Genomic DNA, 22,822 nt, shown 5'->3' with positions numbered 1-22,822 from the left:
CGATCAGCGCTGGCGGGCATGGCGCGGTCGGTCGGGGTTGCGCAGCGTCTTGACCAGCCACCACACGATCAGCAGGACGGCCACGACGATGACGACCTTCTGGAACACCCCGACGCTCTCCTCGACGATGTGCCACTGGTCCCCCAGCAGGTAGCCGGCCCCGACCAGCAGGGTGTTCCACACGCCCGAGCCGAGCGTCGTGAACAGCAGGAAGCGGGTCAGCGGCATGCGTTCCACACCGGCCGGGATGGAGATGAGGCTGCGCACGATCGGGATGACGCGGCCGATGAGCACCGCCCAGTCGCCGTGCCGGTTGAACCAGGCCTCCGCCTTGTCGACGTCCTCCAGCTTCACCAGCGGCATCCGGTCCACGATGTTGCGCAACCGGTCCCGCCCGAGCCACGCGCCGAGCCCGTACAGGAGGACGGCGCCGACCACGGACCCCGCAGTCGTCCAGACAAGCACCTGCCACAGCACGAGGGTGCCCTGCGCCGCTGTAAAGCCTGCCAGCGGCAGGATCACCTCGCTCGGAAGGGGCGGGAACAGGTTCTCGAGGGCGATCGCTACGCCTGCGCCCGGTGCGCCGAGGGTCTCCATGAGCCCGACGGCCCAGTCGGCGACGGTCGTGGCGAAGCTTTGTGTCGTCATGCCCCTACGCTATTCGGCCCGGGAGGGTCGGCGGACTGCGGTAGTCCGTCACGGCGTGGGGGTATGCCGCAGGTGACGTGTGGTTTTCCGCAGTCCGCCCGGCCGCCGTCGTCCCTATCCTGACGAGGTGAACCCAGCCCCCGTCGCTCCGCACAGCTCCCCCGTACGGGTGATGTGGGGTGCTGCCCTCGGCGCCGTCACCTGGCCGGTCGACCTGTTCTGCGCCGTGCTGGCGGTCCTGACGGCAGGCGGTCCGGAGCCGCTCGGGCCGGTTCGTGCCGTGGTCACGTGGCACCGCCGGCGCGCGGTCCGGTTCCTCGACTGGTCCGACGTCGGCGCGCCGCTCACGTCCCGGCGCGCCGCCGCGTACCTCGCGCTGCGCGTCGGCATGGGCTCGCTCAGCCTCCTGGTGCTGGGGCTGCTGGTGTACGGCGTGTTCGGGGTGGTCGTGAGCCTGGCGTCCTGGCTGTTCGACGTGCGCCTCACCGTGGACGCGGCGGTCCAGGGCGACGGCCTGTCGACGTGGGACGTGGTCGTGCTGGTGCCGATCGGCGCGATCCTGCTGTACCTGGACCTCATGGGGCTGTTCGGGGTGGGTCTGCTGGACCGGTGGACCGCTGCGCGGTGGTTGTCGCCGAGCCGCAGCGAACGCCTGGAGGCGCAGGTCGAGGAGCTGACGGTCAGTCGCACGGACCTGCTGTCGGCGCTCGACGCGGAACGCGGCCGCATCGAGCGGGACCTGCACGACGGGGTGCAGCAGCGGGCCGTCGCCCTCGGTCTGCTGGTCAACCGGGCACGGCGGCTGGCCGGGCCTGGCTCGGCGGGCTCCCTGTTGCTGGAGCAGGCGGGGCACGAGGCGGAGCAACTCGTGACGGACCTCCGCGACGTCGCCTGGCGGGTGCGACCCACCACGCTGGACACGCACGGGCTGGAGCCGGTGCTGCGACAGCTCGTGTCGCACGCCGCGGTGCCGACGGTGCTGGACTGGGCGGTCCCTGTGCGGCTGCCGCCCGGGGTGGAGACGACGGTGTACTACGTGGTGGCGGAGGCACTGACGAACGTGGCGAAGCACTCGGGAGCCGAGGCGGCCCGGGTGGCGGTGTGCCTCGTCGGCGACGAGAACCCGGGAAGCGGCGACGTGCGCGTGGTGATCAGCGACGACGGCGCGGGCGGTGCCGCACCGCGCTCGGGCCACGGGCTCGCGGGCCTGGCCGGCCGCACGGCCGCCGCGGGCGGCGCCCTGACCATCGACAGCCCGGCCGGCGGCCCCACGCGGATCGAGGTGACGCTGCCGTGCGCGTGATGCTGGCCGAGGACTCCGCCCTGCTGCGCGAAGGTATCCGCAGCCTCCTGACGGACGAGGGCCACGACGTCGTCGCCGCCTACGGCTCCGCCGACGGCCTGCTGCGGCGCCTCGAGGCCGAGCAGCCCGACGTCGTGGTGCTCGACGTGCGCATGCCGCCGACCCATACCGACGAGGGCGTGCGGGCTGCGGTGCAGATCCGCGAGCGCTGGCCGGACACAGGCATCCTCGTGCTGTCGCAGTACGTCGAACGACAGTTCACGCAGGTGCTGCTGGGTGACGAGGCGCGCGCCGTCGGCTACCTGCTCAAGGACCGGGTGATGGGCGTCGACGACTTCCTGGAGGCCCTCGACCGGGTGCGGGCCGGAGGCCTGGTACTCGACCCCGAAGTGGTGGGACAGCTCTTCCGGGACACGTCGCACCCGCTCGGGTTCCTGAGCGAGAGGGAGCGGGAGGTGCTGGCGCTGATGGCCGAGGGGCGCACCAACGCGGGGATCGCCCGGGCGCTGTTCATCTCGACATCGGCAGTGGAGAAGCACTCGAACGCGATCTTCGACAAGCTCGAGCTGGTGGCGGCGGACGGGTACAACCGGCGGGTGCTGGCGATCCTGCGGTGGCTGGAGTCGTGACGGCTGTCGGTCTCGCGGCGCCCTGCTAGTTCGAGAGCTCGTTCGAGGAGAGCGATGACGTGACCGCCGGCCTCCAGGAGCGCCTGGACACCTAGGGCCTACCCTCGCTTCGTGCCCCTGCCCGACACTGTCGCCCGCCGCCTGATCCAGGCACGCCTCCTGCTGGACGCCGACGAGAGCCTGGCGATGAACCACCAGGTCTGGGGACCGGCAGCTGACGGCGGGCCTGCCGACGTTCACCCCGACCACGCCGACGTGCTCCAGGTCGCCAACGGCTTCGTACTCGGCGTCGTCCGGCTGAACGACGGGCCATGGCTGCCGGGTTACGACCCCTTCGCCGCGCTCGTCCTGGAACAGGACCCACCAGCGGGTACCTGGCACGTGGTCGGGGACGTGAACGACGTCGACCTGCTCCTCGTGAACGACGACGACCGCTCCGTGTGGCTGGTCGACGGCGAACCTGGCGGCCACTGGAGCGACGGAACCGCGTTCCGACGGCTCACCGACGATCTCGCCACGTTCGTCGACGACTTCGTGCTGGGTTCCCGGTACGGGGACCTCACCGCGACTCCCGATGACGACTGGGCCGACATCGCCGGCAGGCTGGACGAGCTACAGCCGCTCGTCGAGTACGTCCGGTTCCAGGCGAGCGAGCCGAACCGCCGCATGACCTACCCGGGCGTCTTCGCACTGGCGAACGGGCTCGCGCACTCAGGGCAGCTGTCGGCCGCAGACCGGGCCTGGTGGCGCACGCACAACGACCTCATGAACGCGGCGTACGCGGACCCGGCGTCCGTCGATCCGAGCGTCTACGACCGTGACCTGCACCCCGGCGCCCGCGCGTTCTTCCGCGCCGACGCACTCGAGCTGCTCACCCTCACCCGCGGCTATCTGAACCTGCTCGACCGGTACGGCGTCGGCTGGCGCGAGATCCGGACGTTCGATCCAGGCCGCATCTTGTACGCCGACGGCGCCCAGGTCGTCGCCGAGCCCTGGTCCGCCCACTGGCCCACAGGGTGCCCGTGAAGGCAGGCGTGCGACCACGATCCGCGCCCAGAACTTTGCGCCGCGTCCTGACCCGTCCATAGGGTGCCGCCGTGCGCATCTTCCTCGCCGGCGCGACCGGCGTGATCGGGTCCCGGCTGCTGCCGCTGCTCGTCGCGGCCGGTCATGACGTCGCCGGGACCACACGCTCGCCCGAACGCGCGGGCGCGATCGAGCGGCTCGGGGGCAGCCCGGTCGTCGTGGACGTCTACGACGTCGAGGCGCTCACCACCGCCGTCGTCGCGTTCCGGCCCGTCCTGGTGATGCACCAGCTCACCGACCTGCCCGACGACGTCGCCGCGATCCCGGCGCGCGCCGCGGCGAACTCGCGGATCCGTACCGAGGGCACGGCGAACCTGCTCGCGGCGGCCCGAGCCGCGGGCGCGCCCAAGGTGCTGGCGCAGTCCATCGCCTGGACGCCGCCCGGCCGAGCCGACGCCGTGGCCTGGCACGAGGCTGCCGTCCTGGACGCGGACGGGGTCGTGGTCCGGTACGGCCAGCTCTACGGCCCGGGCACGTACTACGAGACGGAGCCTCCCGCGCACCCACGGATCCACGTGGATGACGCCGCGCGGTTGACGGTGCCGCTGCTGAACGCTGAGTCGGGGGTCGTCGTGCTGGCGGATCCGGTGGACTGACCCGGGCTGTCCTGGGGTCAGGGCCTGTGGCCCAAGTCGGACACGCTCTACGCGGCCCGCTCACCTGGTCGTGCAGCCCGTCGTTCGCCCCGCGTAATACGTGGGGACGACGCCGTCGGCGATCCCTAGACTGACCCGACCCGCCCACCTCAGGGCAGGGCCTGCCACCCCGCACACCCCACGAGGAGAAGCCCCGCGTGTCCCACGTCGTCGCGATCAAGGACCAGGTGGAGGCGGCCGTCCGGGCCGCCCTGACCCAGGTGCTCCCGGCCGAGCTTGCCGGCACCGACCCGGTGGTCCGACGATCCGACCGCGCCGACTTCCAGGCGAACGGCCCGCTGGCCGTCGCCCAGCGCGTGGGACGCGCCCCGCGCGACCTCGCCACGGCCACGGCCGACCGCCTCGCGGGAGCCGGCTCCGACGCCAAGCCCGACGCCGAGCCCGGCGCCGGCACAGCCGTCACCGCCGAGGTCTCCGGCCCCGGCTTCCTCAACCTCACGGTCCCGGCCGAGACCCTCTGGCAACAGGTCGCCGCCCGCCTCACCGCCGAGAACCTCGGCATCGCCCGCACCCACCACGGCGAGCGCACCGTCATCGACTACTCCGCGCCCAACGTGGCCAAGGAGATGCACGTGGGCCACCTGCGCTCCACGATCATCGGCGACACCCTGGCCCGCGTCCTGACACACCTCGGCGCCACGGTGATCCGGCAGAACCACGTCGGCGACTGGGGCACGCAGTTCGGCATGCTCATCCAGTACATCGACGAGCACCCCGAGCAGACCTGGCAGGGCGAGGCCTCCATGTCCGCCCTGGACGCGCTCTACCGGGCGGCCCGCGCCGAGTTCAACGCCGACCCGGCCTTCGCCGACCGCGCCCGCGCCCGCGTGGTCGCGCTCCAGTCCGGCGACACCGCCACGCTGGCCACCTGGCGCGAGCTCGTCGCCGAGTCCGAGGCCGCCTTCCAGGCCGTCTACGACCGCCTCGGCATCCTGCTCACCCCGGCCGACGCCGACGGCGAGTCCCGCTACAACGCCGACCTGCCGGGCATCGTCGACGAGCTCGTGGCCCAGGGCATCGCCGTCGACTCCGACGGCGCCCTGTGCGCGTTCACGGACGGCGTCGTCGGTCCGGACGGCGCTCCCGTCCCGCTCATCGTGCGCAAGAAGGACGGCGGCTTCGGCTACGCCGCGACCGACCTCGCCACGCTGCGCCTGCGCGTGGACGAGTACCAGGCCACCCGCATCCTCTACGTCGTCGACGCGCGGCAGGCCCTGCACTTCCGGATGGTCTTCGACGTCGCCCGCCGGGCCGGCTGGCTGCCCGACGACGTCGCCGCGACCCACGTCCCGTTCGGCACCGTCCTGGGCGCCGATGGCAAACCCTTCAAGACGCGCGACGGCGGCACGGTGCGCCTCGACGACCTGCTGGACCAGGCCGTCGAGCGGGCCCGTGCGGAGCTGGCTGAGAAGGACCACGGGCTGACGCCGGAGGAGTTCGAGCGCGTGGCGCAGGCGGCGGGCATCGGCGCGGTGAAGTACGCCGACCTGTCGAACACGCGCACCAAGGACTACGTCTTCGACGTCGACCGCATGGTGGCGCTGAACGGCAACACCGGCGTCTACCTCCAGTACGCGCACGCGCGCGTCCGCTCGATCCTGCGCAAGGCGGCCGACGCCGGGATCCCGCTCGGCCGGCCGGTGGACCCGGCCCTCCCCCTGCATCCGGCGGAACGGGCGCTGGCCCTCTCGCTGGACGAGCTGGCGGCGACACTCGACGACGTCGCCGGCACTCTCGAACCGCACCGCTTGGCCGGCTACCTGTTCGGCCTGGCCCGCGCGTACACCGAGTTCTACGACCAGTGCCCGGTCCTGCGGGCGGACGACGACGGCGTTCGGGCGAACCGTCTGGCGCTGTGCGAGCTGACGGGCCGCACCCTGGCGACCGGGCTCGACCTGCTGGGCCTCGCGGCGCCCGACCGGATGTGATGCCGATGAGTCCTGGGGCACGGACCGGTCTGCCCCCTCGTACCGCATCCGCGACACGAGGAGCACACCATGCCCGCGACCTACACGTTCGACGTCTTCTCCAGCCTTGACGGCTTCGGTGCCGCGGGCGGCGACTGGACGGGTTACTGGGGCAAGCAGGGCCCCGAGCTGCTCGCCCGCCGTCTGACCGAGTACGGCGCCGACCAGCGCCTGGTGCTCGGGGCCACCACCTACCGCGCCTTCGCGCAGATGCTGGCCTCGAGCACCGAGAACCCGGAGGTGCTCGACCCCTGGGTCACGCGGATGCGGAACCTGCCGACGACGGTCGTGTCCTCGACGCTGGAGAACCCGCTCGACTGGCCGGACGCCACGGTCGAGCACGGCGACGCCGTCGACGTCGTCGCCCGGCTCAAGCAGGAGTCCACGGTGCCGCTCCGGTCCCACGGCAGCCTGTCGATGAACCGGGCGCTGCTCGCCGCCGGCCTGGTCGACCGCGTCCAGGTGACGCTCTTCCCGGTCGTCACCGGGCAGAGCGGGCTGGACCCCGTCTTCCAGGGCGCAGCCGACCTCGACCTGGAGCTGATCGAGCACCGGACCCTCGACGGCAGCATCCAGGAGCTCGTCTACGTGCCGACCCTGCACTGACCGGCCCGCGGGGGCGTCAGCGGCCCCGGCTGCCCACCCCGCCGTCGGGCGCGATCTCCGCGATGCGCGCGAGGTCCTCGGCGGTGAGCCGCACCTGCGCCGAGGCGTTGTTCTGGCTGACCCGGCCGGCGTTGCGCGAGCCCGGGATCGGCACGACGTAGTCCTGCTGCGCCAGCAGCCAGGCGAGCGCGAGCTGCGAGAGCGTGATGCCCTTGCTCGCCGCGATCTCGGTCAACCGGCGCGCGATCTCGACGTTGGCGTCGAAGTTCTCCGGCGCCCACCAGCCGATCATCCGGCGCACGTCGTCGGCGGTGTACCGGTCGCGGGACTGGACCGCGCCGCTCAGGAAGCCGCGGGCCAGCGGCGAGTAAGCGACCAGACCGATGCCGAGCTCCTCCAGGACGGGCTGCAGGGACTCGGTCTCCCGGGCGAAGATCGAGTACTCGTTCTGCAGCACCGAGATCGGGTGCACGGCGTGCGCCCGGCGGATCGTGTCCTCGTCGGCGTTCGAGAGTCCGAGGTACTTGACCTTGCCGGCCTCCACGTACTCCTCCATCACGCCCACGACGTCCTCGATGGGCACGTTCGGGTCAGGCACGTGCTGGTAGAGCACGTCGATGGTGTCGACGTCGAGGTTGCGCAGGCTGTTGTCGACCACCTCACGGACGTGCCCGGGGCGCGAGTCGGAGCCGTAGGTCGACGTGAACCCGAACTTGGTCGCGACCACCACCTCGTCCCGGATCGGCGCGAGCGCGTGGCCCAGCAGCTTCTCCCCCACGCCCCAGCCGTACAGCTCGGCGGTGTCGAAGAAGGTCACGCCCTCGTCGTGCGCGCGGCGGATCGCGGCGATCGACTCGGTGTCGTCGGTCGGCCCGTAGGCCATCGCCGTCCCCATCGCGCCGTAGCCCAGCGCGGAGACGGTCAGGCCCTGCGTGCCCAGCGTGCGTTGCTCCATGGTTCCCACTCCTTGGTCGAGGCCCTGGTCCGAGACTCCGGCTCGAACCCGCGTGTCAGCATACGCCGATTCTGTCAGAGACTGACACATGTGACATCGGCGCTACCCTGAGGGCATGTCGAGCACGACGAGCAGCGGACCGAGCAGCGGCCAGACCCTGCGCGAGATCAGCCGCGACGCCGTGCGCGCGCGCATCACCGAGATCGCCCTGGACCTGTTCGCCGAGCGCGGGTTCGAGCAGGTGACCGTCGAGCAGATCGCCGCCGAGGCCGGCATGTCCGCCCGCACCTTCCACCGCTACTTCCCCGCCAAGGAGGACGTCGTCATCGGCGACCCGGCGCGCGGCGGCGAGTTCGTGCGCGACGTCCTGGCCGGCCGCCCCCAGGACGAGCCCGTCTGGGATTCGCTGCACATCGCCTTCGAGACGCTGGTCACCCAGGCACCCCACAAGGGCGGGGACGACGAGAGCGGCAAGCGCGCCATGCGCGTGATGGTCAGCGCCGCCTCGCTGCGCGCCCGCAGCCTGGAGAAGCACCTCCTGTGGGCACGCATGCTCACGCCGCTCGTCGCGGCACGCCTCCCCGCCGACGACGCCGCGTTCCGCGCCGAGATCATCGTCCAGTCGGCCCTCGCCTGCTTCGACGTCGCCCTCACTGCCTGGGCGAACGCCGACGACGGCACCACCGCGAGCGAGCTGCTCGAACGCAGCTTCGCGACGCTCCGCCCACAGGCCTGACGGCGCCGGGACGGGCCAGCCTCAGCGGAACTCCGCCACGACCTCGATCCGGCCCACGATGTTCGCGTTCAGCTCGTCCAGGTCGTCCGCGGGGATCCAGTACTCCAGGATCGTCTGCCCACCGACCTGCTGGACCTCGTACCGGTCGAGGAATTCCTGGGCGACGTCGAACCGGGTCACGTAGCCCACGCCGCTGGCCTTCACGTTCCAGTCTCGCGCGATGCGCGTGGCATAGTCCTCGTTCAGCACCGGGTAGAAGATCGGCTGGTCCGGAAGCCGCGGCGGCCAGGCACGCCAGCCCGACTCCTCGACCAGGGCCAGCTCCGCCGGACCGGTCGGCCGCCACAGGGTCACCGTCGTCATGGACGGGATCCTGGCACGGCGGGCGCCCCGGCGCCGAGGACTTTATCCGTCCGCCCCGATTCGTGCCGCCACGTCCGCCGGCAGCGCGTACGGCGCCTCGTGCGGCAGTGCGGGCGAGCCGCCCCCGGTCAGCTCGGCGCGCCAGGCATGGACCTGGTCGGTGACGTCGTCCAGCCCGACCACCCACTCGTCCACGTAGGCATCAACGGCCTCGCCGCCGATCCCGACCTGCAGGGACCGATGCTCCAGCGCGTGGCCCGACGGCGTCCGCTCCGGGTCCCACTGCACCCGCACCGGGCTGGACCTCTTCTGCGCGGCCCACGCCGCGGCGTCGCCGTGCACCGAGCGGTCGAAGTGGCTCAAGGTGGCCGTGCGGAGAGCCTGCTCGAAGCCGGTGCGCGACATGCGCACCGCGAGGACCCGCTCCTGGCCGGGCTTGGTCGCCCAGCCGCAGCGGTACATCATCCAGCAGAACGACGGCTTGACCCAGGTCATCCGCTTGCGCTTGAAGGGCGGGACGAACCGGCCGGCCCGCAGGGCGGCGTCGGCGATCGCGGGCGGGTAGGCCTGGTAGACGGTGAGGGTGTCGGCGTCGTGGACGGCGCGCACCTGTCGCTTCGGAATACTCATCGGCGGCGACGGTACGCACGCGGGCGCCGTCAGGCCAAGGTGATTACCCTGCTCCGTCACGACTCGGTCAGCTTCCAGGCAAGGGTCAGATATCACCGTTGTGATGTCTGGGTTACGGCTATTAATGACGACCTGTCGCAGAGTTCGGTCCTGGAATGTCTTGTTTCGTTCCGGGTGTTCCACGTCACGTTCCGATTGACAGGTTGAAAACCTCGCCCGACGCTATTTCGCGGTGAACCCACGCTTACGTGCAACACCATTGTTCCGGCGGAGCGATTCGAGGGGAAACACAATGATCCGAGGATTCCGTGTCATGAGTCGTGCGGGAACGGTGCTGGCCATCTCGGCCGGCCTGGTCTGCACGGCAGCAACAGGTGCGAGCGCGATGGTGCAGCCAGGGGCCTACCTGCCCGCGGCCCACCTCATCGGCGCGACCGACCCGGTCGACGCCCCGGCAGCCGACACTCCCGTCGACGCCCCAGCCGTCGACGCTCCCGTCGACGCCCCAGCGGCCGACACCCCGGTGGACGCGCCGGTGCCCGACGTTCCCGTCGACGCACCCGCGCCGGACGTGCCGGTCGACGCACCTGTCCTGGACGTCCCCGTGGACGCCCCTGTCCCGGACGTACCGGTCGACGCCCCGGTCCCCGACGTTCCCGTGGACGCGCCTGTCCCGGACCTTCCCGTCGATGCCCCGGTGCCTGACCTGCCGGTCGACGCCCCGGTCCCGGACCTTCCGGTCGACGCCCCGGTCCCCGACCTGCCGATCGACGCGCCGGTCCCGGACCTTCCGGTCGACGACCTCCCCGTGCCGGCCCTTCCGGTCGACGACCTGCCGGTTCCGGAGCTCCCGGTCCCGCTGCCGCCGACCGGCGGCCTCGTGAGCTCCCTGCTGGACGCGGTCGGCGGTCTGCTCAGCACCCTGCTGGGCGCCCTCGGCGGCGGGCTTCCCGTCCCGCTGCCGGTCCCGCTCCCGGTCGGCTGAACATGACGCCGACGTCGGCGTCATGAAAGACATCTGAGATGCACGGTGCGGCCCTTTTCCGGAGTTCCGGGAAAGGGCCGCACCGCGTTCTGATCAATCGTCCAGAAAAGTTGAACAATCGTCCAGGAAAGTACCCTCCGGCACCACACCGACGCCACTGGATCGTGCGCTGCCGTCCGGTGCGGTAGGACGGTCCCATGCTCAACACCCGCTCCCCCGAGGAGCCCTACCTGGTCGAACGCAATCCCGGCTACTTCGAGTACCAGCTCCCGGTCTCGGTCAAGGCGGTGATCGGCTGGCGCGGCCGGCTTCCCCTCCTGCGCAACGAGCGCGACGAGTGGGAGCTGCCCGGCGGCAAGCTCGACCTCGGCGAGGACCCGGCGCAGTGCCTGGCCCGCGAGATCCAGGAGGAGCTCGCCTGGGACGTCACGGTCGGCGACCCCTTCCACAGCTGGGTGTACCGGGTCTTCCCCCACCGTCACGTCCTCGTCCTCACGTTCCTCGCCGACCACGACGGCGACGCCGCGCCCACCTTCAGCGACGAGCACAAGGAGCTGGTCCTTGTGACGCCCGACGAGGCCACCACGCTGAACCTGCCCGCCGGCTACCGGGCGGCGATCCGGCAGGCCGTCGAGCGGGGGCACCTCCGCTGAGGACGACCGGCGCGAGATGCCGCCCTTCACCCGGTCGCGACCGCTGTCCGGGCGCCGGCGCCGCCTGGCGTCGGATACCTTGAGCCCGTGCCCGACCTCCTGATCGCCCAGCGCCACACGGCCCATCTCGACCGGGTCGTCGAGGCGCTGCGGCAGGTGCACGAGAGCGACGGCTACCCGATGGTCTGGCCCGACGACCCGGTCGCCTGGCTCGTTCCCGCGGGCACGATCGGAGCGTGGGTCGCGCTGTACGACGGCGCCGTCGTCGGACACGCCATGCTCGTCGCCGCGGACGGCGTCGAGCACGTCGAGGAGCTGGCGACCGCCGCGCGGACCAGCGTGACCGGGCTTGCCGGAGTGAGCCGCCTGTTCGTGACGCCGAAGGCGCGCGGCTCCCGCATCGCCACGGCGCTGCTGGAGCGCGTCGAGGACACGCCCACCCGGCGCGGGCGGCGGCTCGTGCTCGACGTCGTGGACGACGGCGGCCCCGCCGTCCGCCTGTACGAACGACTCGGCTGGGTGCGGGTGGCGTCGGGGCCGGCCGCCTGGACCGGCCCCGACGGCGTCCGCCCGCGGACGGCCGCCTACCTCTGCCCCCGCTGACCCAGCCCCCAGACCTGGTGAGTGCTGGATATTTGCGCTTCCAGCGCCTCCGGAAGCGCACATATCCAGCACTCAGCGTGACTGTTCAGGCGGAGCGGGCGCCCAGCCAGGGGGCCAGGTGGTCCTCGCGCCACAGCCACTCGACGCCGGCGGCGGCCTCCTCGGGCGTGCACAGCGCCGCCTGGAACGCCTCGCGCAGGCGGCGCCGCTCGTCGTCCGGTCCGGCGACGCCGACCACCACGATCCGGGTGTGCGGCGGCGTGCCCGCGCAGACCTCCGACCACGGTCCCAGGTCGCCGACCGCGAGCTGACCGCCCGCACCGTCCCACAGGCAGGCGAGGCCGGGCCGGTCGGCCACGTGGAAGACGCCGCGGGCCCGCAGCCCGCCCGCGCCGAGCGACTCGATGTGCTCCAGCAGCCGCTCCGGGTGGAACGGCAGCGGTGAGCGCAGCTCCAGCGTCCAGCTCCGGTCCTCGGGCACGCCGCCCGGACCGGTGACGACGGCGCCGAGCGGGTGCGCCCGGTGCTCGGCGCGCGCCGGCGAGTGCGTCGCGGCGGCGAGCCCGGCGACGGAGAGCGCGTGCAGCCCGTCCACCCGGCGCGTCCCGGCGCCGCGCAGCCGGTCCAGCAGGCCCGACGCCGTGGGCGGGAGCGGGGGCCGGGGGGTCTCGACAGGCTCGACCAGCGCGGCAGGCTCCACCAGCGAGGCAGGCTCGACCGGCGCTGACGTGTACGTCACCACGAGGTCCGCCTGCTCGATCTGTGCCGCGAGCGCCTCCCCCACCGAGCGCTCGTCGGCGCTGGTGAGGCCGAGGCCGCGTTCGAGCAGGGTGTCGTCGCCGAGCAGGTCGCGCTGGAGGGTGTCGACGTCGACCACGGTGAAGGACGTGGCGATCCGTGCGTGGTCGAGCGCGCCGCCGGGTGCGGTCTCGGCGGTCAGGGCACGGGCCGCGGGCAGGGGTTCGGCGCTGATGGGGAGCGCGAGCAGCACGTGGGACCAGCGGCCGTCGCGGGCGAGGCGCGCGATGGTGGGGACAGCGTCCTCGCGGACGGCGCAGGACAGGCAGGCGTGCTCCAGCGGGACCAGCACGTCCTCGAGGACGCCGGTGGCGTCGAGGACGACGCGCCGCAGGTGGTCCTCGTAGATGTCGTGCCGAGCGGCTACGACGCCGGGCGTGTCGGTGAGCAGACCGAACAGCGCGGAGTCGCGCAGCACGGGGTCGGCGGTGGCCAGGACGCTCACCGGGATGATTCCGCGGCGCTCTCCGGTTCGGTACATGCTGCCTCCTCGCCCGGGGGCAGGCCCCGGAATAATTGATAACCGTTCTCAGTTCTGGTTCACTGTAGCGCGATATGAGAACGGTTCTCACCAGCGGCGGCCAGTCCGTCGTCACAGGAGGTCATGTGTCAGCCAGATGCCAGGTGCTCGGCACCGTGCCGGGGTTCGGCCACTCGATCTCGCACTCCCACGTGCGGACGAAGCGGCGGTTCGACCCCAACATCCAGAAGAAGCGCTACTGGGTCCCGTCGCTCGGCCGCAACGTCACGCTGCGGGTGAGCGCCAAGGGCATCAAGACCATCGATCGCAAGGGCATCGACGTCGTCGTCGCCCAGATCCTGGCCAGAGGGGAGAAGGTCTGATGGCCAAGAAGTCGAAGATCGCCGCCGACGAGCGGCGGCGCGAGATCGTCGCCCGGTACGCCGAGCGGCGCGCGGAGCTGCGCCGCACCCTGCGCCGGCTCGACCTGCCGGCCGAGGAGCGCCAGGCCGCGGCCGCGGAGCTGTCGAACCAGCCGCGCGACGCCAGCCCGACCCGGCTGCGCAACCGCGACGCCGTCGACGGACGGCCGCGCGCGTACTCGCGGAAGTTCGGGCTCTCCCGGATCCGGCTGCGCGAGATGGCCCACCGCGGCGAGCTGCCCGGGGTGACCACGTCGAGCTGGTGAGGACCTGCCCCCGGGGCGTCCCCGCCGTCCGCCCCCTGAACGCAAGGAGTGACACATGAAGGTTCGCGCATCACTGCGGTCCCTGAAGGACAAGCCCGGCGCCAAGGTCGTGCGCCGGCACGGCAAGACGTTCGTGATCAACAAGCTCAACCCGCGCTTCAAGGCGCGCCAGGGCTGAGGACAGGAGACAACACCATGAAGCAGAACCTTCACCCCACCTACGGCCCCGTGGTCTTCCGGGACGCGAGCGCAGGCTTCACGTTCCTGACCCGCTCGACGCTCGCCGGCACCACGGACTCCGGTCCGGGCCGCCCCACGGCGACCATCGAGTGGTCCGACGGCCAGACCTACCCCGTGGTCGACGTCGAGATCAGCAGCGCCAGCCACCCGTTCTGGACCGGTTCGGCCCGCGTGGTCGACACCGCCGGACGCGTCGAGAAGTTCCGGCAGCGCTACGCCAAGCACAACACGAGCAACAACAGCAAGGGTGGTAACTGATGGCCTCGCGTACCGACCTTCGTCCCGTGATCAAGCTCCGCTCGACGGCGGGCACCGGGTTCACCTACGTGACCCGCAAGAACCGGCGCAACGATCCTGACCGGCTCGTGCTGCGCAAGTTCGACCCCGTCGCGCGGCAACACGTCGACTTCCGCGAGGAGCGCTGATCGATGGCGGTCCCCAAGCGGAAGATGTCCCGGTCGCGGACCCGGTCCCGCCGCTCGCAGTGGACGGCCCTCGTGCCCGACCTGGTCGCGGTGACCGTGGACGGGCGCCAGGTGCGCATCCCCGCGCGGCTCGTGCCCGCCCTCCGGCGTGGCCTGGTCGTCCCCGACTGAGACCCGCACCCCGCTGAGCTCGTGGAGCGCGGCAGCACGAACGCCCCGGCGCAGCAGCGCCGGGGCGTTCGTCGTCCGAACGGCGGGGAGGCAGGTCAGCGGGCGAGCGCGCCCGCCTCGACCCGGACCTCCACGCCGGCCGCGAGCTCGTCGGCCCAGTCCTTGGCCGCGTGCCCGGTCGGGTCCGCGACCAGCACGTGCCCGATCCGCTCGTTGTTGTCGCCCGGCCGCACCTCGCGGCCGGGCGACGGCGTCTCGTGGCCGAGCACGCGGTCGTCGTCCGCCAGGCGCTCCGCGCCTCGGACTTCCCGCACGACGCCGGCGGCCGGGGCGAGCAGGAACGTGACCGCGGCGCTGGTCGCGACCGACGGTCCGGGCACCGGCTCGCGACCGAGCGCCAGGTCCACCAGCACCCGCAGCGGGTTGAACCCCGTCACGAGACGGACCAGCTCGAAGATGTACCCGCCGCCCTGGCGCGGGTTGAGCTCGATCAGCCGCGGGCCGGCAGCGGTGAGCCGCACCTCGGTGTGGCTGATGCCGTGCGTCAGTCCGACGGCGGCGAGCACCGCGACGACGTGCGCCTCGATCGCCTCCCGCTCCCCGGGCGTCAGCGGGGCCGGGAACAGGTGCCCCGACTCGACGAAGCCCGACCCCGCCGCGACGCCGGGTTCGGCAACCGACTTGGCGGTAGTGCCCAGCACCCGCGTCACGCCGCCACGGGTCACGGACTCGACGCTGTACTCCGGGCCGTCGACGACCCGTTCGAGCAGCGCGAGGCGCTCCAGCGGCTGGTCCCGGGTGTTGCGCTCAGGACCGGTCGCCTCGGCGAAGGCGACGGCGAGCCCGGCCTCGTCGACCACCTTGCGCACGGCGGTGCCGGAGTTCATGTCGACCGGCTTGACCACGAGCGGGTAGCCGAGGCTCGCGGCCTCCTTGCGCGCCTGGTCCCAGGTGGCGGCCACCGCGAACGGCACGTCGGGCACTCCCCGGGCCGCCAGCACGTGCCGCACCAGGTGCTTGCGCGTCGCGGTGCGCAGCACGTCGGCGGGCGCACCGGGCAGGCCCAGGCCCTCCGCGACGTGGGCGACGGCGGGCAGGTAGTAGTCGCAGGTCGTCAGCACGCCGTCGACCGGCCGGCGCGCCGCGACGTCCCGCGCCGCCGCGAGCAGGGCGGCGTCGTCGTTGGTCTCGGCGACCACGACCTCGGCGGCGAGCGCCAGGACCGGATGGGGCGCGCCGTCGGGCAGCCGGTAGAGGCCGGGGTCGCGGGTGATCAGCACGTACTCGTGACCGGCGTCGTGCAGCAGGGGCGGGAGCATCAGGCCGGTCGACTGGAGCCAGCTCTCGATCATCAACAGGTTCGCCACGTCAGCACGCTCCGCGCGTGGATGCGCGAACGAGAGTCGTTCTCAACATGGCGCACAGCCTGTCACGGATCGGGCGACCGTTCTCGCCGGGCGACCAGCGCCTGTGGAAAACGTCACCCGGGCCGCGCGCGGACCGGGAGCGCAGGACGTCCCCAGGACGTCAGCCTGGTCAGGAGCGCCGCCGCCCGGAACGCCAGGCGTTACCTACAGCACCCCGTCCGGGAGCGAGGGGTGCTCGTCGGCGGGCGGCTTGGGCCGTGGGATCAGCAGCGCCAGGACGGTGCACACGACCGACGCGAGCAGGCCGAGCAGCAGCGCCGTGCGGAACGCGTCGCCGGACGGTACCGGGACTCCCTGATACCGGGCGCCGCCCGCGGCGAGAACCCCGCCGACGACGGCCGCCGCCGACGTCGTGCCCAGCGACCGCATGAGCGTGTTGAGCCCGTTGGCGGCGCCCGTCTCGTGCGACGGCACCACCCGCATGATCAGGGCGGGCATGGCCGCGAACCCCAGGCCGATGCCGACGCCCACCACGAGGTTGACCACGAGCACGTGCCACACGTCGAGATCGACCACGACGGCGATCACGTACGAGATCGCGATGATGGCCGACCCCGCCGCGAGCAGCGGCTTGGGTCCGAAGCGGTGCTCGAGCCGGCCCGCGACGGGCGACATGGCGAGCATCACCAGGCCGGACGGCATGAGGATCAGGCTCGCGTGCATGAGGCTGAGCCCCAGCCCGCCGGCCGCCGTCGGCAGCTCCAGGAGCTGCGGGAACACGACGTTGGAGGCGAACAGCGCGAAGCCCATCGCGATCGAGGCCAGGTTGGTGAACAGCACCGTGCCGCGCGCCGTCACCCGGAGGTCCACGAGGGGCTCGGGGATGCGCAGCTCGTACCAGCCCCACACCAGCAGGACGAGCAGCCCGCCGAGCAGCAGCCCGAGCGTGCGCGGTGACCCCCAGCCCCAGTCGTTGCCGCGCGAGACCGCCAGCAGCACCCCCGTCAGGCCGAGGGCGAGGCCGATCACGCCGACGACGTCGAGCCGGCCGCCCGTGCGCAGCGTGCTCACCGGCACGATCCACGCGACCAGCGCCAGCGCGAGCAGGCCGATCCCGGCCGCCACCCAGAACACCACGTGCCAGTCGTAGCGCTCGGTCACGAAGGCGCTGATCGGCAGGCCGAGCGCGCCGCCGACGCCGAGCGTCGCGCTGACCAGCGCGATGCCCGAGCCGAGCCGGTCCCGGTGCAGCACGTCGCGCAGGATCGAGATGCCGAGCGGGACCACGCCCATGCCCATGCCCTGCAGGCCACGCCCGACGATCAGGAGCACCACCGACGGCGACAGCGCCGCGACCACGGAGCCCAGGGCCAGCAGGCCGAGCAGCACGAGCGCGACCGCCTTCTTGCCGTACATGTCGCCGAGCCGCCCCGAGATGGGCGTGCAGATCGCCGCCACCAGGAGCGTCACGGTGATCACCCAGGCGGTGACGTCCCGCGAGACACCCAGCAGGACGGGCAGCTCCGCCTGGATCGGCAGCAGGATCGTCTGCATGAACGACGCCCCCATGCCGGCGAACGCGAGGACGGCGATCACCAGGCCCGGGCGCGGCATCCGCGTGAGCCGAGAACGGTCCTGGCCACCAGGGGGAAAGCGGAATCTCATGCGCGGCAGACAACCCTTCGACGAGCGGGCGGGCCTCGGCACGCTCGGCGTGCTCGCAGCACGAGGACCGCCCGGGCACGAGGGGGATACCTGCACCTTACATAGTTGCCCGCGCCAACCGAGATCCGCCGGCGGGGACCAGGTACAGGACAGAAGCCGGCCGCTTCTCCGTCTAGCGTCGGGAACAACGAGACAAGCCCCCGAGAGGACCCGTCATGCCCGAGCAGACCAGCACCGCCGCCCCGGCCGGATACACGTCGGTGGCCCCCTGGGTCGTCACCGACGACACCGGCGCATTCCTCGACTTCGTGGCACGGGCGTTCGACGGCGAGGAGCTCGCGCGCGTCGTGACCGAGGACGGCCAGGTCGGTCACGGCGAGATCCGCGTCGGCGACACCGTCGTGCTGGCCTTCGACCGACGACCTGAGTGGCCCGCCATGCCGAGCCTGCTGCGGGTGTTCGTGCCGGACGCCGACGCCGCGTTCGGCCGGGCGGTGACGGCGGGCGCCGTCGTCGTCACCGAGCTGAGCGACAGCGCCTTCGGCCAGCGCGGCGGACGGGTCCGGGATCCCTTCGGCAACATATGGTGGGTGGTCAGCCACGTCGAGGACGTCCCGGAGGACGTGATGTGGCAGCGGCTGCAGGACCCGGTCTACGCCGAGGGCATGCGTGTGGCCCAGGCGACGCTCGACGCCGAGCTGAGCGGGCGGGAACAGGGCCGCAGCAGCGCTCCGGTCCGCTAGCGAACGCCTGGGATCCGGCGAAGCCCCTCACCTTTGAGGCCCGGGTTTCTTCGCTTTGACGCGCGTCAAAGCGAAGAAACCCGGGCCTCAAAGGTGAGTGAGACAGTGGCGGACGGCGGTACGCCTCCCCGCCGCCGACGCCTCAGGACGCCGCCAGCTCGACGGCCAGCTCCTCGACCAGGTCGTAGCCCTCCTGCATGCCGCCCTCCATGCCCGAGCCGACGATCATGTCGCGGATCTCCTTGCTGGAGACGATCGTGCGGACGGTCAGGGTGGTGCGGCCGTCGTGCTCGGTGAGCGTGTAGTGGTTCAGGCTGGGCTCGGAGTCGCCGTCGGGCATCCCCTCGAACACCTCCGTGTGCGTCATCCGTCCCGGGGCCTCGATCTCGCGGTACTCGCCGTGGAACGCGACCTCGGAGCCGTCGTTCGCGGTCATCACGTACCGCCACGCCCCGCCGACGCGCAGGTCGACGGTCGCCTCGGTCACCGTGCCGCGCTGCCCGGCCCACCAGCGCCGGATCAGCGCGGGCTCGGTCAGCACCCGCCACACCTGGTGGCGCGGCGCGTTGAACTCCCGGGTGACCAGGATCTCGGTGTCGGTCGGGAGCGCCAGGACGGCGCTGCCCTTGGTCGTGGTGGTCATGTCAGTCTCCTTGTCCGGTTCCTGCATCGGTCGGTGGTTGCGTCCCGAGCTCGTCGAGCACGTCGTCCATGAGGTCGAACCGCTCGTTCCAGAGCCGCTCGTACTGCGAGACCCAGTCGTGGACGGCGCGCAGCGGCGCCCCGTTGACCCGGTAGAGGCGGCGGCGCCCGTCGTCGCGCACGTCCACCAGCCCCACCTCCCGCAGCACCCGCAGGTGCTTGGACACCTGCGGCTGGGCGAGCCCAAGCAGCGCGACGAGGTCGCCCACCGCGAGCTCGCCGCCGGCCAGGGCGTCGAGGATCTCGCGACGGCGAGGCTCGGCCACCGCGTTGAACGCGTCGGTCGTGGTCGCTGCTCGTGCCATGGCCCAAACATATACCCATATCGGCATGCGTCAACCAGGGGTTCAGGAGTTCACCCCCGAGCCGGATCGTCCTGGCCTCCTGACCAGTGACTCGCCGTGGGCGAAGCACACACAGCCGGAGGGGCCGCGTCAGCTCCGCACCGGCGCCGTCGACGCCCGGACCATCAACCGCTGCTCCGCCGTCCGACGGCGGGCACGTGCCGCCCGCGGCAGGAGGGCGAGCTCCAGTGCCTGCCGCCCCATCTCCTTCATCGGCAGGTGCACCGTGGTCAGCGCGGGCGAGAGGTGCCCGGCCACGGTCACGTCGTCGAACCCCGTGACCGAGACGTCGTCCGGCACCGAGACGCCCCGCTCCCCCAGCACCGACAGCACGCCGACCGCCATGTCGTCGTTGAGCGCGAGGATCGCCGTGACGTCCGGGTGGGCGTCGAGGATCTGCGCGGCCGCGTCCTTGCCGCCGTCGAGCGTGAAGGCCGCCTCGACCACGGGCAGGTCCGCGAGCCGCAGGCCGTGGGCGCCCAGCGCCTGCTCGACGCCGGCCAGCCGGTCGGCCATGGTGGCCAGCCGACGCGAACCGGACGCGACGGCGATGTGCCGGTGCCCCAGGGCGAGCACGTGGTCGGCGATGGCCCGGCCGCCCGCGACGTTGGCCGGCACCACGGCGTCGACGCCGAGCAGGGGGTGCCGGCCGATGACGGCGACCCGCCCGCCGGACGCCTCGAAGGCCTGCACCTGCGCCTTCATCTGCCCCTGGACCTCCCGGTCGAGGTGTCCGGAACCGGCCACGACGATGATCCCCACGCCCGCGCCCGCGAGCGCCCGGAGCTGGGCCACCTCGGCGTGCGGGTCGCGTCCGGTGTGGCAGATCTGCACCATGCGGCCGTGGGCGCCGGCCACCTCCAGCACGCCGCTGGCGATCTCGGCGAAGTACGGGTCACCGATCTCGTGCACCACGAGCCCGACGGACGGGCTGGCGCCGCTCGCCAGGGACCGGGCGTGCACGTTCGCGACGTAGCCCAGCTCGGCCGCGACCGCGCGCACCCGTTCGGCGAGGGCCTCGGACACCCCGGCGGCCCCGGACAGCGCCCGGGAGGCGGTCGCGATGGACACACCGGCGTGCTCTGCGACGTCGACCAGGCGGAGCCCGGCGGTGTGCTTGCGCATCGAATCTCCTCGCCACAGGTCAAGCGACCGGTTATGGATGGTGCCAACACCCTTGTCACACAGCGTCCCAGTTCCTAGAGTGCCGTAAGCGGTTACGGAAGCGCTTGCCCACAATGATGTGGACCCACAAGGGAGTGGACCATGAGAGCAACCCGACGCCTGACGGTAGCGGCAGTCGCCGCGTCCTCGGCACTGTCGCTGTCCGCCTGTCTGGCGAGCCCGGAGCAGGGTGGTGAGGCCGCCGGCCCCGACGACCCGATCGTCATCGGCGTCTCGCTCCCCCTGACGGGCGACTTCGCCGAGCCGGGCAAGGGGGTGCAGCGCGGCTACGAGGCCTGGGCCAAGCACGTCAACGAGAACGGCGGGCTGCTGGACCGCCAGGTCGAGCTGGTCATCGTCGACGACCAGTCGAACGCGGACCGCGTCGCCTCGGACTACGAGCGGCTGATCAACCAGGACGGCGTGGACCTGGTCTTCGGGCCGTTCTCGACCCGGCTCGTGGTGCCGGCGGCGCAGGTCGCGCAGGACTACGGCTTCCTGTTCGTGGAGCCGGCGGGCGCCGCGGCAGAGGTCTTCGAGCAGGGCTTCGACAACCTGTTCTACGCGGCGCCGGCCATCGCCGACGACCACTACGACCACCTGGCCGAGTACATCCTGGCCCTGCCCGAGGGCGAGCGGCCGAAGACCGTCGCCGTGGCCTCGATGGACGACCCGTTCGCCCAGGGCACCGCCTACGGTCTGCGCGACCAGCTCGCCGAGGCCGGCATCGAGGTGGTGGTCGACGAGGTGTACCCGCCGAACACCACCGACTTCAGCGGCATCGCGGCGAAGATCGCGGACACGGAGGCGGACCTGCTGATCGTGGGGTCGCAGTACCAGGACGGCGTGAACCTCGTGGTCGCGCTGCAGCAGCAGGACTACCAGCCGCAGATGGCGGCGATCTCGGGCGCGCCCACGAACGCGGAGTTCCCGGCGGCGATCGGCGACAAGACCGAGGGCATCCTCGCCCCGACCGGCTACACGCCGACGGCGCCCTACCCGTCCAACGAGGAGTTCGTGGAGTTCTACACGGCGGAGCACGACGCCCCGCCCGCCGAGGACGAGGCGAACGCCTGGACCACCGGCCAGGTCGTCGCAGCGGCCGTGGAGGCCGTGGGCTGCGCCGACCCGAGCCCGGAGTGCCAGGAGCAGCTCGTCGGGTGGCTCCACGAGAACGAGGTGGAGACCGTCGTCGGCGCGCTGAGCTGGGACGCCCAGGGCCGGCCGCAGAGCGCGCACCTGATCCAGCAGTACGTGGACGGTGAGATCAAGATCGTGCTGCCCGACGACGTCAAGGAAGCCGACCTCGTCCACCCGAAGCCCGCGTGGTGACCCGATGACCGGTGCCCTGTTCGCGCAGAGCCTGGTGCTCGGCGTCCTCCTGGGCGGGCTCTACGCCCTCCTGGCCGCCGGCCTGACCCTGTACTTCGGCGTGATGCGCGTGGTGATGATCGCCCACTCGGCGTTCCTGATCCTGGCCGCCTACCTCGCCTGGTACTTCCACGAGCGTACGGGGATCGACCCGCTCCTGTCCCTGGTCGTCACGGTGCCGCTGTTCTTCGTGGTGGGGTACGGGATGCAGCGGTTCCTGGTGTCCCGGCTGCGGCCCATCACGCTGACCACCATGTCGGTGCTGCTCACGTTCGCCGTCGCGCTGACGATCGAGGGGCTGCTCGGGTTCGTCTGGACCGGCACGCAGCGCCGCATCCAGCTCGGCTACTCGGGGACGAGCATCGAGGTGGCGGGCGTAAGCATCGCCGTCGTGAAGCTCATCGCGTTCGGACTGGCCGCGCTGTCGCTGGGCGCGCTGTACCTGATCCTGCGCCGGACGTCGTTCGGCCGGGCGCTGCGGGCCACCACCCAGCACCCGGAGGCCGCGCGGCTGATCGGCATCGACACCGACCGCGTGGCCGGGCTCGGCTTCGGGCTGGGGCTGGCCACGGCCGCCGTCGGCGGAACCGCGCTGGCCCTGGACTACACGATCTACCCGTCGCTGCACTGGCACTGGATCGGGCCGCTCATGGCGATCATCGTCGTGGGCGGCCTGGGCAGCATCCCCGGGGCCGCGATCGCGGCGCTGCTGCTGGGCGTGGCCGCGAGCCTGTTGCAGGTGCCGCTCGGCACCACCTGGGCGCAGACCGTGTTCTACCTGGCCCTGTTCGTGACCCTCATGATCCGCCCGCAGGGATTCTTCGGAGGTCGCCTTGCCCAACGCTTCTAGCCCCGCCAGAGCCT

29 protein-coding genes are annotated in these 22,822 nt (G+C 72.1%); 19 read left to right on the top strand and 10 right to left on the bottom strand.

All coding sequences use genetic code 11. The features are described 5' to 3' along the window. Positions 1–3: 3 nt before the first annotated feature. Positions 4–648: a DedA family protein gene (locus ACZ7LE_RS18160; RefSeq protein WP_397394346.1), complete on the bottom strand. Its 645-nt coding sequence runs from the start codon at positions 646–648 to the stop codon at positions 4–6. Between the two features lie 127 nt (positions 649–775). Here ACZ7LE_RS18160 and ACZ7LE_RS18155 point away from each other — a divergent pair, with 127 nt between their 5' ends. The 6 genes from ACZ7LE_RS18155 (at position 776) to ACZ7LE_RS18130 (ending at position 6,895) form a co-directional block, all read left to right on the top strand. Further along, complete coding sequence (locus ACZ7LE_RS18155) at positions 776–1,951, top strand: sensor histidine kinase (RefSeq protein WP_470404654.1); 1,176 nt, start codon at positions 776–778, stop codon at positions 1,949–1,951. Beyond that, positions 1,942–2,580: a response regulator transcription factor gene (locus tag ACZ7LE_RS18150; RefSeq protein WP_470404653.1), complete on the top strand. Its 639-nt coding sequence runs from the start codon at positions 1,942–1,944 to the stop codon at positions 2,578–2,580. Before ACZ7LE_RS18155 ends, ACZ7LE_RS18150 begins: the two co-directional genes overlap by 10 nt. Positions 2,581–2,691: 111 nt before the next feature. Then, entirely contained in the window at positions 2,692–3,606 is a 915-nt protein-coding gene (locus ACZ7LE_RS18145; protein WP_470404652.1) for a hypothetical protein, read from the top strand. A 71-nt stretch (positions 3,607–3,677) separates the two neighbouring features. Beyond that, entirely contained in the window at positions 3,678–4,262 is a 585-nt protein-coding gene (locus ACZ7LE_RS18140; protein ID WP_470404651.1) for an NAD-dependent epimerase/dehydratase family protein, read from the top strand. 197 nt (positions 4,263–4,459) lie between these two features. Then, the gene (gene argS, locus ACZ7LE_RS18135) at positions 4,460–6,250 is read left to right on the top strand and encodes an arginine--tRNA ligase (protein ID WP_470404650.1); all 1,791 of its coding nucleotides are present in this window, start codon (positions 4,460–4,462) and stop codon (positions 6,248–6,250) included. Between the two features lie 69 nt (positions 6,251–6,319). Continuing rightward, complete coding sequence (locus tag ACZ7LE_RS18130) at positions 6,320–6,895, top strand: dihydrofolate reductase family protein (protein ID WP_470404649.1); 576 nt, start codon at positions 6,320–6,322, stop codon at positions 6,893–6,895. 16 nt (positions 6,896–6,911) lie between these two features. Here the strand turns inward: ACZ7LE_RS18130 and ACZ7LE_RS18125 are convergent, their stop codons facing one another. Beyond that, entirely contained in the window at positions 6,912–7,850 is a 939-nt protein-coding gene (locus tag ACZ7LE_RS18125; RefSeq protein ID WP_470404648.1) for an aldo/keto reductase, read from the bottom strand. A 115-nt stretch (positions 7,851–7,965) separates the two neighbouring features. On the opposite strand from ACZ7LE_RS18125, the gene ACZ7LE_RS18120 reads away from it, so the two are divergent. Next, complete coding sequence (locus ACZ7LE_RS18120) at positions 7,966–8,586, top strand: TetR family transcriptional regulator (protein ID WP_470404647.1); 621 nt, start codon at positions 7,966–7,968, stop codon at positions 8,584–8,586. A gap of 21 nt (positions 8,587–8,607) precedes the next feature. Here ACZ7LE_RS18120 and ACZ7LE_RS18115 read toward each other — a convergent pair whose 3' ends face one another. Further along, on the bottom strand, positions 8,608–8,949 hold the full coding sequence (locus ACZ7LE_RS18115; protein WP_470404646.1) for a hypothetical protein: 342 nt from the start codon (positions 8,947–8,949) through the stop codon (positions 8,608–8,610). Between the two features lie 42 nt (positions 8,950–8,991). Then, complete coding sequence (locus ACZ7LE_RS18110; protein ID WP_470404645.1) at positions 8,992–9,579, bottom strand: DUF4291 domain-containing protein; 588 nt, start codon at positions 9,577–9,579, stop codon at positions 8,992–8,994. Positions 9,580–9,892: 313 nt separating this feature from the next. Between ACZ7LE_RS18110 and ACZ7LE_RS18105 the strand changes: the two genes are divergently transcribed. The 3 genes from ACZ7LE_RS18105 (at position 9,893) to ACZ7LE_RS18095 (ending at position 11,820) form a co-directional block, all read left to right on the top strand. Continuing rightward, a complete protein-coding gene (locus ACZ7LE_RS18105; protein WP_470404644.1) occupies positions 9,893–10,564 on the top strand; it encodes a hypothetical protein in 672 nt (223 codons plus the stop codon). 197 nt (positions 10,565–10,761) lie between these two features. Beyond that, positions 10,762–11,217: an NUDIX hydrolase gene (locus tag ACZ7LE_RS18100; RefSeq protein ID WP_470404643.1), complete on the top strand. Its 456-nt coding sequence runs from the start codon at positions 10,762–10,764 to the stop codon at positions 11,215–11,217. A gap of 87 nt (positions 11,218–11,304) precedes the next feature. Continuing rightward, the gene (locus tag ACZ7LE_RS18095) at positions 11,305–11,820 is read left to right on the top strand and encodes a GNAT family N-acetyltransferase (protein WP_470404642.1); all 516 of its coding nucleotides are present in this window, start codon (positions 11,305–11,307) and stop codon (positions 11,818–11,820) included. 85 nt (positions 11,821–11,905) lie between these two features. On the opposite strand, the gene ACZ7LE_RS18090 is transcribed toward ACZ7LE_RS18095, so the two are convergent. After that, a complete protein-coding gene (locus tag ACZ7LE_RS18090) occupies positions 11,906–13,099 on the bottom strand; it encodes a CobW family GTP-binding protein (protein ID WP_470404641.1) in 1,194 nt (397 codons plus the stop codon). 125 nt (positions 13,100–13,224) lie between these two features. On the opposite strand from ACZ7LE_RS18090, the gene rpmB reads away from it, so the two are divergent. Genes rpmB through rpmF form a run of 6 tightly spaced genes read left to right on the top strand, consistent with a single transcriptional unit; the run spans position 13,225 to position 14,602 of the window. After that, positions 13,225–13,461 carry a 50S ribosomal protein L28 gene (rpmB, locus tag ACZ7LE_RS18085; protein WP_026365262.1) on the top strand — a complete coding sequence of 79 codons (237 nt, stop codon included), beginning with the start codon at positions 13,225–13,227 and terminating at the stop codon, positions 13,459–13,461. Next, positions 13,461–13,766: a 30S ribosomal protein S14 gene (gene rpsN / locus ACZ7LE_RS18080; RefSeq protein WP_470404640.1), complete on the top strand. Its 306-nt coding sequence runs from the start codon at positions 13,461–13,463 to the stop codon at positions 13,764–13,766. The genes rpmB and rpsN overlap by 1 nt, the downstream gene beginning before the upstream one ends. Positions 13,767–13,821: 55 nt before the next feature. After that, positions 13,822–13,944: a type B 50S ribosomal protein L36 gene (gene ykgO / locus ACZ7LE_RS18075; protein ID WP_470404639.1), complete on the top strand. Its 123-nt coding sequence runs from the start codon at positions 13,822–13,824 to the stop codon at positions 13,942–13,944. A 17-nt stretch (positions 13,945–13,961) separates the two neighbouring features. Then, entirely contained in the window at positions 13,962–14,264 is a 303-nt protein-coding gene (locus ACZ7LE_RS18070; RefSeq protein WP_397394300.1) for a type B 50S ribosomal protein L31, read from the top strand. Beyond that, positions 14,264–14,431, top strand: a complete 168-nt coding sequence (gene rpmG / locus ACZ7LE_RS18065; RefSeq protein WP_285106734.1) for a 50S ribosomal protein L33 — start codon at positions 14,264–14,266, stop codon at positions 14,429–14,431. The genes ACZ7LE_RS18070 and rpmG overlap by 1 nt, the downstream gene beginning before the upstream one ends. A 3-nt stretch (positions 14,432–14,434) precedes the next feature. Then, positions 14,435–14,602 carry a 50S ribosomal protein L32 gene (gene rpmF, locus ACZ7LE_RS18060; protein WP_470404638.1) on the top strand — a complete coding sequence of 56 codons (168 nt, stop codon included), beginning with the start codon at positions 14,435–14,437 and terminating at the stop codon, positions 14,600–14,602. A gap of 95 nt (positions 14,603–14,697) precedes the next feature. Here rpmF and ACZ7LE_RS18055 read toward each other — a convergent pair whose 3' ends face one another. Together ACZ7LE_RS18055 and ACZ7LE_RS18050 are read right to left on the bottom strand one after the other, a co-directional pair. Further along, entirely contained in the window at positions 14,698–15,969 is a 1,272-nt protein-coding gene (locus ACZ7LE_RS18055) for an ATP-grasp domain-containing protein (protein WP_470404637.1), read from the bottom strand. Positions 15,970–16,173: 204 nt separating this feature from the next. After that, complete coding sequence (locus tag ACZ7LE_RS18050; RefSeq protein WP_470404636.1) at positions 16,174–17,583, bottom strand: MFS transporter; 1,410 nt, start codon at positions 17,581–17,583, stop codon at positions 16,174–16,176. A 266-nt stretch (positions 17,584–17,849) separates the two neighbouring features. On the opposite strand from ACZ7LE_RS18050, the gene ACZ7LE_RS18045 reads away from it, so the two are divergent. After that, entirely contained in the window at positions 17,850–18,377 is a 528-nt protein-coding gene (locus ACZ7LE_RS18045; RefSeq protein WP_470404635.1) for a VOC family protein, read from the top strand. 142 nt (positions 18,378–18,519) lie between these two features. On the opposite strand, the gene ACZ7LE_RS18040 is transcribed toward ACZ7LE_RS18045, so the two are convergent. The 3 genes from ACZ7LE_RS18040 to ACZ7LE_RS18030 all read right to left on the bottom strand — a co-directional run bounded on the left by ACZ7LE_RS18040 (position 18,520) and on the right by ACZ7LE_RS18030 (position 20,548). After that, positions 18,520–19,020: an SRPBCC family protein gene (locus ACZ7LE_RS18040; RefSeq protein ID WP_470404634.1), complete on the bottom strand. Its 501-nt coding sequence runs from the start codon at positions 19,018–19,020 to the stop codon at positions 18,520–18,522. 1 nt (position 19,021) lies between these two features. Continuing rightward, entirely contained in the window at positions 19,022–19,384 is a 363-nt protein-coding gene (locus tag ACZ7LE_RS18035) for an ArsR/SmtB family transcription factor (RefSeq protein WP_470404633.1), read from the bottom strand. Positions 19,385–19,513: 129 nt separating this feature from the next. After that, positions 19,514–20,548, bottom strand: coding sequence for a LacI family DNA-binding transcriptional regulator (locus ACZ7LE_RS18030; RefSeq protein WP_470404632.1), 1,035 nt, complete (start codon positions 20,546–20,548; stop codon positions 19,514–19,516). A 141-nt stretch (positions 20,549–20,689) separates the two neighbouring features. Here ACZ7LE_RS18030 and ACZ7LE_RS18025 point away from each other — a divergent pair, with 141 nt between their 5' ends. Continuing rightward, complete coding sequence (locus tag ACZ7LE_RS18025; RefSeq protein ID WP_470404631.1) at positions 20,690–21,919, top strand: amino acid ABC transporter substrate-binding protein; 1,230 nt, start codon at positions 20,690–20,692, stop codon at positions 21,917–21,919. Between the two features lie 4 nt (positions 21,920–21,923). After that, positions 21,924–22,808, top strand: coding sequence for a branched-chain amino acid ABC transporter permease (locus ACZ7LE_RS18020; RefSeq protein ID WP_357484885.1), 885 nt, complete (start codon positions 21,924–21,926; stop codon positions 22,806–22,808). The last annotated feature ends 14 nt before the right edge of the window (positions 22,809–22,822 follow it).

It is taken from the genome of Promicromonospora sp. NPDC110617 (assembly GCF_055598465.1).
The sequence above is the reverse complement of the archived record's forward strand: the minus strand, read 5'-3'. Positions and strand labels throughout refer to the sequence as shown.